The sequence below is a fragment of the Acetobacter sp. genome, assembly GCF_047721705.1.
Lineage (GTDB): Bacteria > Pseudomonadota > Alphaproteobacteria > Acetobacterales > Acetobacteraceae > Acetobacter.
Genome location: NZ_JBDNXK010000103.1, coordinates 1 through 10,842, shown reverse-complemented (window position 1 = coordinate 10,842; position 10,842 = coordinate 1). Strand labels below are relative to the sequence as shown.

The window sequence follows — 10,842 nt, the reverse complement described above, 5'->3', positions numbered from 1 at the left end:
TACCTAGATTATATCTCGTATATCAAAATTAGAATTCGCCTGAAAGAAAATAGATATGTCTAAAATTGACGTATTGATGACCGTCTATAATTGTGGACACTATATAGAAGAAGCTTTGACAAGCATTCAGAATCAGACCCTCAACGATATACGAATCATCATCGTCAACGACGGCTCCACAGATCAGACAGAAGACATAATCCTTCAAAAGAAAAACACAGATCCCCGCATAGAATATTACAAACAGAACAATAAAGGCATTGTGGCCGCACTTCAGAACGGCCTCCAGTATTGCACCGCACCTTTCATTGCGCGCCATGATGGGGACGATATTTCACTTCCCACGCGCTTTGAAAAACAGGTTGAATATCTTGAACAAAACAGGGACTGCGCTGCCGTCAGTTCCTATGTAAAAAACATTCTTTCTGATGGAACGCCGGAAGATAAACCGGTCTATACTTTTCCTCTTGAGAACATAGACCCTTACACATTCCCAGCGTCAGAACCCTATATATCACAGCCCATGCTCATGCTGCGCGCTTCGGTTTTTCATCAAGCCGGAGGATACCGCTCATTGCGTTCAGCCGAAGATACGGATCTCTACTGGAGGTTGCGTCATTTCGGACGTCTGCACGTGATTCCAGAGATTCTTGGAAAATACCGCGTCCATCAGCAATCAACCACCTCCGGTTCGCTTTCCAGTCTACGACAGTCGACCTTCTGGTCCGAACTTGCCGCTCTCTCGGAACAGAGAAGACTGGAAGGACGTCCGGATTTTTCGTTTTCCACTGAAAATCTGGAAAGATTTCGATCCCTGCAAACATGGGATCATCTCATGCAATCGATTGCGCCTGAACTGAACACCAAAGAGAAACGATGGCTTTCCCATGCCTGTGCGGCAAAATATGCCGAATTTCTCAAAACCCGGCGCTTCATTCCAGAACGCGGTGACATTCAGTTTTGGGCGCGAAATCTCACCGGGGACAAAGAACTCTCTGAAATCCTGACAATGACCCTTTTGCACCTTTGGCAGCATGCACACAAAAACGCAGCGCTCTCTCTGGCTCTCCAGGCAGGAAGCCCTGCGGCAGCGCTTAAATTCTTAAAAAGATTACGCTCTTCAAAAAAGCTCAAGGACAGCGCTACGCCTCTCCCGGCGTAACGCACGCCTCCAAGATCATCGATCCATCTTGAGGGCCGCAAGGAACGCACTCTGCGGAATTTCGACCTTGCCGAACTGCCGCATCCGCTTCTTGCCCTCTTTCTGCTTCTCCAGCAGCTTGCGCTTACGCGAGATGTCACCACCATAACACTTCGCCGTCACGTCCTTGGACAGCGCGCCGATGGTCTCACGGGCAATAACACGCGCACCAATGGCCGCCTGAATGGCGATCTTGAAAAGCTGACGGGGGATCAGGTCTTTCAGACGGGCACAGATGGCGCGGCCACGGCTCTCGGCTGCCGAACGATGCGCGATGAAGGACAGCGCATCCACCGGTTCCTGATTGACGAGAATCGAGATCCGCACGAGATCGCTCTGCTCATAACCATCCATCTGATAGTCGAAGCTGGCGTAACCACGCGTCAGAGATTTGAGACGGTCGTAGAAATCGAACACAACCTCGTTGAGCGGCAGACGATAGACCGCCATCGCGCGATTGCCGACATAGGTCAGATCAACCTGCACGCCACGCCGTTCGGTGCAGAGCGTCAGCACGGCGCCGAGATACTCGTCCGGCACCATGATCGTCGCCTTGATCCACGGCTCTTCGATATACTCGATCTTCATCGGATCGGGCATGTCGGCCGGGTTGTGCAGATCCTCGTCCGTCCCATCGAGCATCTTCAGGTGATAGACGACGGATGGCGCGGTCGCGATCAGATCAAGGTCGAACTCGCGGGATAGACGCTCCTGAATGATCTCCAGATGCAGCAGGCCAAGGAAGCCACACCGGAACCCGAAGCCCAGCGCGGCTGACGTCTCGGCTTCATAATGGAAGGAAGCGTCGTTCAGGCGCAGCTTGGCGAGGCTGTCACGCAGTTTGTCGAAATCATCCGCGTTGACCGGGAACAGGCCACACCACACCACCGGAATGGACGGCTTGAAGCCTTCAAGCGGCTTTTCCGCCGGACGGCGGTCATCAGTAATGGTGTCGCCCACGTTACAGTCGGCGACGGTCTTGATGGCGGCGTTGATGTAGCCCATTTCGCCCGGACCGAGGTCATCCACCGGCACCATGCGCGGCGCGAACACACCGACCTGATCAACCAGATGGGTTGCGCCCGTGGACATCATGCGGATGCGCGCGCCCTTTTTCAGGCGGCCTTCCTTGATCCGCACAAGGATGATGACACCGAGATACGGATCATACCAGCTATCCACCAGCATGGCCTTGAGCGGCAGATCGGCGTCACCGGTCGGCGGAGGCAGTCGGGTGACCACAGCTTCCAGCACGCCTTCGATGTTGATGCCGGTCTTGGCCGAGATTTCCACGGCGTCCTCGGCGTCGATGCCGATGACTTCCTCGATCTGCGCCTTTACCCGCTCGGGTTCGGCTGCGGGTAGATCGATCTTGTTGAGGACGGGCACGATTTCGTGATTGGCGTCGATGGCCTGATACACGTTGGCCAGCGTTTGCGCCTCCACACCCTGCGAGGCGTCCACAACCAGCAGCGAACCTTCACAGGCAGCGAGCGAACGGCTGACCTCGTAAGCGAAGTCAACGTGGCCCGGCGTGTCCATCAGGTTCAGAATGTAAGTCTTGCCGTCCTTGGCCGGATAGGTCAGGCGCACGGTCTGCGCCTTGATGGTGATGCCGCGCTCGCGCTCGAGCTCCATGTTGTCGAGCACCTGATTCGTCATCTCGCGGGCGGTCAACGCTCCACAGGCCTGAATCATCCGGTCAGCAAGCGTGGACTTGCCGTGGTCGATATGGGCGATGATCGAGAAGTTGCGGATCAGGGAAAGAGGCGTGTCGGTCATGCCCGCTCCATAGGGGATAAAGCGGGAAAAGTCAGCACGGGAAAACATGGGAAAAGACGATCCTCATCCCGCATACGGACGGTCTCGCCTCCCGCTTCATGTCGCGCTACAGTTCCAACATGGTTGATCAGGCTCCCCTTCCCTTCCCACTTGCCCGCTCCTTCTCTCCGGCTTCGTCTGCCTTGCAGGCTGCGGATGGCGCGACAGCGACCGCAAACGACATGAAAGACACGCCGCCGCGGTGGGATCTGTCGGATCTTTACGCGAGTCCCGACTCGCCAGCTGTCAAAGCCGATCTCGAGCGCACAGCCACCGAGGCGAAGGCGTTTTCGGAACGCTACAAAGGCCGGGTCGCCACATTGTCCGGAGACGAACTGGCAGCCGCCATCGAGACCTGTCAGGCCATCAACGAAACACTGGGCAAGGTGGGTGCCTACGCCTCGCTTTCCTTTTCGGCTGACATGGCTGATCCGGAAACCGGCAAATTCAGCCAGTTCGTGCGCGAGACGCTCTCGGACATCTCCGCCGACCAGCTTTTCTTCACGCTGGAGCTGAACCTCATCGAGGAAGAGGCGCTACAGGAGAAGATCGCAGCGTCCCCGGCGCTCGCCCACTGGCAGCCCTTCCTGCGTGATCACCGCATGTTCCGTCCTCATCAGCTTTCGGACGAGATCGAACAGGTACTGTTGGAGAAATCCGTCACGGGCGCATCTGCGTGGTGCCGGCTGTTTGATGAGCAGATGGGGGGGCTGCGCGTCCCGCTCGAAGGCCGCGAGATGACGCTCGGAGAGGCTCTGAACCTGCTGTCCGACCCGGATCGCACGCGCCGCGAGGAAGCAGGCAAGGCGATCGGCACCGTGTTAGGCGAGAACATCAAGCTGTTCTCGCTGATCACCAACACACTGGCGAAAGACAAGGCCATCTCTGACAAGATGCGCCACTATCCGCGTCCCGAATCCTACCGCAACGTCGCGAATATGGTCGAAGACGAAGTGGTGGACGCCCTAGTTTCAGCCGTGGTGGACGATTTCCCGCGCCTTTCACACCGTTATTACGGCCTGAAGGCCAAGTGGCTCGGACTTGAAAAGCTGGAACACTGGGACCGGAACGCGCCGCTGCCCGGCATGCGGGAAAAGGATATTCCGTGGGCCGATGCAAAATCCATCGTGCGCCATGCCTATACAGGTTTCGATCCTGCGCTCGGCGCAATTGTCGGCGAATTTCTCGACAAGCCTTGGATTGATGCCGCCCCCGTTCCCGGCAAGTCCTCCGGAGCATTCGCCCATCCGGTCGCCCCCTCTGTGCACCCCTATGTTTTGATGAACTATCGCGGTCGCACACGCGACGTCATGACCTTGGCACATGAACTCGGCCACGGCGCGCATCAGATTCTGGCGGCGAAGCAGGGTTATTTCATGTCTTCCACCCCACTGACGCTTGCCGAGACGGCTAGCGTGTTCGGTGAAATGCTGACGTTCCAGTATCTGCTTGATGCAGAGAAAGATCCTACCCAGAAACGTCTGCTGCTCGCGTCCAAGGTCGAGGACATGCTGAACACGGTTGTACGCCAGATCGCGTTCTACCGTTTCGAAAGCCGCGTGCATCATGCCCGTCGCGAGGGTGAGCTGCTGCCCGAACAGATCGGCGCAATCTGGCGCGATGTACAGACGGAAAGTCTCGGTCCAGCCTTCAACTTCACGCCTGAATACGACACATACTGGTCCTATGTGCCGCACTTCGTGCACACTCCGTTTTACGTCTACGCTTATGCTTTCGGCGATTGCCTCGTGAACGCGCTTTACGGAGTCTATCAGCAGGGCGCGCCAGACTTCCGGGAAAATTATCGCGCCATGCTCGAAGCAGGCGGCACGAAACGTCACAGTGAACTGCTGGCGCCGTTCGGTCTGGACGCCAGCGACCCGGGCTTCTGGCGCAAGGGGCTGGACGTTATTTCCGGTTTCATTGACCAGCTTGAGGTGGCCTGAATCATGGCGGAAAAAGATCTCGACAGCACAGGCCTGTTTGGCGAATTCCGACGTATGGTCCGCACGACAGGCACGGTCGGTGGCATCGCCGCGCGACTCGCAGGACACAAGCTTGGCATCAAGGGCGACGGCGCAGCACACGCGGAAGATCTCAAGGGCGTTCTCGGCGGTCTGAAGGGGCCCTTGATGAAAGCGGCCCAGCTTCTCTCGACCATTCCGGGGGCACTCCCTGATGAATATGCCGCAGAACTGGCTCAACTCCAGTCCAACGCACCACCGATGGGATGGAGCTTCGTGCGACGCCGTATGGCGGCTGAACTGGGACCGGACTGGCAGAAGAATTTCAAGGAGTTCGGGCGCGAAGCGGCGGCGGCGGCAAGCCTCGGGCAGGTGCACAAAGCCATCCTGCAAAACGGCGAAGTCGTAGCCTGCAAGCTGCAATATCCCGACATGACGACAACCGTTGAGGCCGATCTCAAGCAGTTCCGCATGGCGATGGGCGTCTATCACAAGCTCGACAACGCCATCAAACAGGACAACGTCATTGAGGAACTGACGGAGCGCCTGCGCGAGGAACTGGATTATCAGCGTGAGGCCGCGAATATCCGGCTCTACGATTACATGCTGGCCGATTCCGATCTGGTCACGGTGCCAAAGACGGTGGATACGCTCTGCACCCGTCGCCTGCTGACAATGCAGTGGTTGAATGGGCAGGGATTACAGAAAGTCCTCGACACCAACCCTTCGCAGGAACAGCGCAATGACATGGCCCGCGCGCTCTTCGAGGCATGGTATGTGCCGTTCTATCGCTACGGTGTGATTCATGGCGATCCGCACATGGGCAATTACACCGTCCGTAATGATCTTGGCCTGAACCTGCTCGATTTTGGCACGATCCGCATCTTCCGCCCGCGTCTGGTGAAGGGCGTGATCGAACTCTGCGAAGCATTGCGCAACAAGGACGAGGAACGGGCCGCAGCAGCCTATGAAATGTGGGGCTTCACCAATCTGTCGCGTGAAACCATCAACATTCTCAACGAATGGGCGAGCTTCCTTTATGGCCCGCTGATGGAGGATCGTGTCCGGACCATCAACGAAAACGTCGAGACGATTTTCGGCCGCGATATCGCCGGGCGCGTACATGCTGGCCTGCAGAAGACAGGAGGCGTCAAGCCGCCGGGTGAATTTGTGCTGGTGGACCGTTCCGCAATCGGCCTAGGCTCAGTCTTCATGCGGCTGGGAGCCAAGCTGAACTGGTATCGCATGTTCCAGGATCTCATTGCGGATTTCGACGAAGACGCTCTCGCGGCACGTCAGAAAGAGGCAATCAGGGTCGCTGGACTGGAGCGGTATATCTGACTCCACCGTCGTGGAGATATCAGGGAAGGAAATGTCATGTCCGCCGATACACTGCATTTCGTGGTTCTGATTGGTAGTCTTCGCAAAGATTCGATCAATGCGGCGGTTGCCCGAACGCTCCCTTCTCTGGTCCCGGAAGGCGTGAATGTCTCCTTCCTCGGTTCCATTGGTGATTTCCCGCATTACAATGCGGATGTGCAGGATGAAGGTTTTCCAGAACCTGTCCTGAAAATGGCGGCGCAGATCAAGGCGTCCGATGGCGTCATCATCGTGACGCCGGAATATAATTATTCCGTGCCGGGCGTTCTGAAAAACGCCATTGACTGGCTGTCACGCCTTTCGCCTCAGCCTTTCACGGGTAAGCCTCTGGCGATTCAGACCGCTTCACCCGGCGCGATTGGGGGCGCCCGGGCGCAATATCACCTGCGGCAGATGTTGGTGTTTCTCGATGCTTTCGTGCTCAATAAACCCGAAATCATGATCGGGCAGAGCACTCAGAAGGTCGATCCAGAAAAGCTTGTGCTGACGGATGCAAAAACCGGCGCGTATATTACAAAGCAGATTTCCGCTCTAGCTGATCTGGCCCGCAGGCTACGTTCCTGATCCTACTTTTCAGCGCGTTTTTCTTCTCAGAAAATTCATTCAGCCAGCCTGCTCTCACTGATGAAAGCAGGCTGCTGATGTAGAGCTGTGGCTCTTATTTCCGTTTGCGGGAAGACGGGCCTCTCTCGCCACCACGATCCCGACGCGGTGGTTTGGCGGTCCGGGAACCTGGAGCACGTCCACGTGGTGACGGAGCCTCGTTTCCTGCGGGCGCTTTTGCCGGCTCGATCCGAATCTCGTCCGCATCGGCCGCCGCCGCACAGTCAGCAAAACGGGTCGCCATATCGGGTGCTATTTCGACCAGCGTATAGTCCTGCGCGATACGGATGGCGCCGATATCCTTCTTGGTCACGCCGCCAAGACGACAGATGACCGGCACGAGCCATTTCGGATCAGCCTTCTCGGTCCGCCCGACGGACAGCTTGAACCAGCTTCCCCCCATGGCCTGATCGCGGCGTCCCTGACGAGGCTCGCGTGGTTCACGCTCCCGACGGGTATCGGTGGCTCTTCCCTTTGTGGGCGCACCCGGCGCAATCGACCGCACGTCCACAGCCTGCGGCAACGAACGATTCCACAGAAACACCAGTGCAGCCGCCAGTTGTTCCGGCGTCCGCTCCGAGACAAGACGCTCGACCAGCGGGGCTTCCGCCGCAACCGGCTCACGCGTCAGCGCCTCGCTGGACAGCAGGCGCTCCGTGTCCGCCTGATGAATGGCTTCCGGCGTAGGCGCCGTGCTCCACGTCACATCGACACCAGCCGCCTGAAAGAGACGGTCCGCCTGCCGCTTCTTGGACGGCACCGTGACCAGTACGCACTCGCCTTTGCGGCCAGCACGACCGGTGCGGCCCGACCGGTGCAACAGAGTTGCCGGATTGCTGGGAAGGCTGGCATGAATGACCAGCCCCAGCGACGGCACGTCGATGCCACGCGCCGCCACATCGGTCGCGACACAGACACGCGCCAGACCATTGCGGAGACTCTCGATCGCCCGGCTGCGTTCGTTCTGTCCCAGCTCACCAGAGATGGCGACGGAAGAGAAACCATGCCCCACAAGCGCCGCCTGCAACTGCCGCACCCCTTCACGGGTATGGCAGAACACCATCGCGCAAGGGCTTTCGATCAGGCGCAGAACATTGATGATCGCCCCGATCGTGTCGCTCTGGTCGGCAAGGATGGCGCGATATTCGATATCCGTGTGCGGCTCGTTGTCCCCGATCGTGTCGATCCGCAGGGCATCATGCTGGTAGCGTTTGGCTAGACGGACGATTTCCCGCGCGATCGTGGCGGAGAAGAGATAGCTCCGCCGATCAGACGGTGTGCCGTCGAGCAACGTTTCCAGCTCTTCGCGGAAGCCGAGATCGAGCATCTCATCCGCCTCGTCCAGCACGGCGACTTTCAGGCTGGAAAGATCGAGGTTCTTGCGTGAGAAATGGTCACACAGACGGCCCGGCGTGCCCACCACGATCTGGCAGCCCATGGAAAGGGCACGGGCTTCACGCCGCGGCTCCATACCGCCCACACAGGACACGATGCGAGCACCCGTATCAGCATAAAGCCACTCAAGCTCGCTCTTCACCTGCAGTGCGAGTTCCCGGGTCGGGGCGATGACCAGAGCAAGGGGCGCTTTGCACGGCAGCGCCTTGCCCTCTGCGTCAAGAATTTCGCTAGCCATGGCGAGACCGAATGCGACGGTCTTGCCGGAACCTGTCCGCGCGGACACCAGCAGATCTCGCCCGCGCGCCTCATCCGCCAGCACGGCTTTCTGCACCGGCGTTGGTTCCTGGTAGCCACGTTCGGCAAGAGCGTGCGCAAGCGTGGCTACGGTATCCGGAAAGGGCATGGGTAAGATCGGTCCTAAAAAAAGGAAAAAGAAAGTCAGAGCGGGGAATAGAGAGAAACGCCGGGAAAAACCAGCATTCCCTTCATAAAAAAATGGCGCTCCCGCAAGGAACGCCATCTGATGGGATAAAAAACCGCCTCACTGGAAGGGAAGATAGCGGAAATCCAGGAACATCTGACTGACAGATGTGTGAGGCCGCCCTCCTGCCCCATCCCACGCCTGGACATGAGAGTAGGCGAGCTGCGCCCCAGCTTCCACCGTGCCGTAACGTCCTTTGAGGAAACGCCACCACGCGCCGATCGTTCCTTCCATCACGTTATGAATATTGGCTGTGCAGGGAAGAGACGAAAGCTCGATATTGCACCCGGCATTGGAAGAAAGCGGGTTGCCGTAGCCCAGAGCGGACGTCCCCACCGTTGAGTAGCTGCGTCCGGCCCACTGCGTTCCGAAATAGCCATACACGTCGAGCCGGTTATTCGGATGAGCGATGACGCCAGCGGTGCCTTGCGCGGAAAACAGCGGTTCCGGCTTGCCCTGCGCGTTAAGTGTGGCGTCCGGAAGCAGCACGGAGCCATAGCGACCGATGCCATACCCAGCCAGCCCCGCGATACGCACTTCGACCTTATGGGGAATAACCGGCAGCACCATCGAGCCACCGCCACCGCCTGTCGGCACGGTGTTGTTATGGCCCCCGCCCACCCACGACACGCGGTCATGCGCGAAATGTGCAATACCTTCGATTTCGTAGTGACCCCATTTCGGATCGTACGCCACCTTGCCGATGATGTCCGGCGCGATCTCGTTCGAGAACGGTCCGCTGTTGGTCAGGCCCGTGCCGTCCTTGTTGACCGTCGCCACCGCACCGTTCGGCAATACGGCGCGCTCGTCACCCTGCATGGTAAAGCCGGTCGTGTCGTACAACGTCTGCGGGTTTTCGATCGACAGGCCAAGCCAGAGCTTGTGTTTGAAGAAATCCTTGGTGATTCGCACCTGCCACTGCCGCGCCCAGGTCTGACCCGCCAGCATGGCCGCGTCAATGGTTTCCGGCAGACTTTCCTGCCGTGGCACGATGCCGATACGTCCCGGTGTCAGCAGGCTCCACGCCTGACCAGCGAGGAAGTGGAAATTCTCCCGACTGTTATCATAGGCAAGATAGGCCTGCCTCAGACGAGGAGAGTAACTGTTGCTTTCATAGGCGTTGGTCGTGGCGGCACCCGCTCCGAAATCCGTTTCGAAGAAGCCGGAAATCGTCTCGTACTGATCAATATTGCCACGCAGCATGAGGGAAAGGCGGCTGTAGCGCGCTCCTCCTTCAAAGCTGTTCGTATGATAGTTCGGGCTGTTCTTGAACGGGAGGCCGGACCAGAACGTGAAGGTGCCTGACGACATCTGCCGGTTCTGCAACACCGTGGATGCATCGACGAAACCACCAAGCGCAATGGTGATTGGCCCCATATGGAAAACGCCACGATCACCGACCGCGCCCGCCGCCTGCGCTCCCGCCGTTTCACGCGGATGCGGCCCTACGCCGTTTTCCGCCGTGTGGGCGATGATATCTTCAGCCCGACGCGCGGTAACGGTGGCGAAAGTCGGCTGTTCATCCACCACGAAGGAGGGTTTGACTGTCGGATTATGCGCCTTGGGACGAGGCGAGTTCAGATTGATCTCCTCCTCTTCTTCCGCTGGCTGCTCCACATGGCTGTTCTCGGCAACGATCCTCTGTCGCGTGGCCTTGCTCAGACCAGCGTGGCTGGAAGACGATCCTAATGTTGTTTTCTTGGCGACAAGCTGCTTCTGCAGACCGATCAGCGCCTTGGTCAGTTGCGCTTGCTGTGCCTGAATTTTTGCAATCTGTTGCTCCATGAGCTCAAGGGATTCGCTCTGCTCGTCTGCGAAGGCAGCATGAGGCAGGAGAGCCGATCCCGCGCAGAGAGCGAGAACAAAGGGAATTCTGGTCCGGCGGGAAAACGTCGGGCTTGACTGCATGGTGCGAAAATTATCCGCTTCGGGTGAAGAATGTTTTACGACAAAACATTGCTGTCTTTCTATTTCAGATAATAATTCTGTGAAAG

Annotated in this window: 7 protein-coding genes; 4 read left to right on the top strand and 3 right to left on the bottom strand. The window is 58.0% G+C overall.

The genetic code is table 11. From position 1 onward, the window contains the following. Positions 1-55 precede the first annotated feature (55 nt). Positions 56-1,162, top strand: a complete 1,107-nt coding sequence (locus tag ABF824_RS13925; protein ID WP_415489605.1) for a glycosyltransferase family 2 protein — start codon at positions 56-58, stop codon at positions 1,160-1,162. Between the two features lie 15 nt (positions 1,163-1,177). On the opposite strand, the gene lepA is transcribed toward ABF824_RS13925, so the two are convergent. Continuing rightward, complete coding sequence (gene lepA / locus ABF824_RS13920; RefSeq protein WP_415489607.1) at positions 1,178-2,983, bottom strand: translation elongation factor 4; 1,806 nt, start codon at positions 2,981-2,983, stop codon at positions 1,178-1,180. A 119-nt stretch (positions 2,984-3,102) separates the two neighbouring features. Between lepA and ABF824_RS13915 the strand changes: the two genes are divergently transcribed. Genes ABF824_RS13915 through ABF824_RS13905 form a run of 3 tightly spaced genes read left to right on the top strand, consistent with a single transcriptional unit; the run spans position 3,103 to position 6,930 of the window. Next, positions 3,103-4,968 carry a M3 family oligoendopeptidase gene (locus ABF824_RS13915; RefSeq protein WP_415489606.1) on the top strand — a complete coding sequence of 622 codons (1,866 nt, stop codon included), beginning with the start codon at positions 3,103-3,105 and terminating at the stop codon, positions 4,966-4,968. A 3-nt stretch (positions 4,969-4,971) separates the two neighbouring features. After that, a complete protein-coding gene (locus ABF824_RS13910; protein ID WP_415489604.1) occupies positions 4,972-6,327 on the top strand; it encodes an ABC1 kinase family protein in 1,356 nt (451 codons plus the stop codon). A gap of 36 nt (positions 6,328-6,363) precedes the next feature. After that, complete coding sequence (locus tag ABF824_RS13905) at positions 6,364-6,930, top strand: NADPH-dependent FMN reductase (protein WP_415489603.1); 567 nt, start codon at positions 6,364-6,366, stop codon at positions 6,928-6,930. 94 nt (positions 6,931-7,024) lie between these two features. Here ABF824_RS13905 and ABF824_RS13900 read toward each other — a convergent pair whose 3' ends face one another. After that, positions 7,025-8,770, bottom strand: coding sequence for a DEAD/DEAH box helicase (locus tag ABF824_RS13900; RefSeq protein WP_415489602.1), 1,746 nt, complete (start codon positions 8,768-8,770; stop codon positions 7,025-7,027). Between the two features lie 138 nt (positions 8,771-8,908). Next, a complete protein-coding gene (locus ABF824_RS13895; RefSeq protein WP_415489601.1) occupies positions 8,909-10,756 on the bottom strand; it encodes a hypothetical protein in 1,848 nt (615 codons plus the stop codon). Positions 10,757-10,842 lie beyond the last annotated feature (86 nt).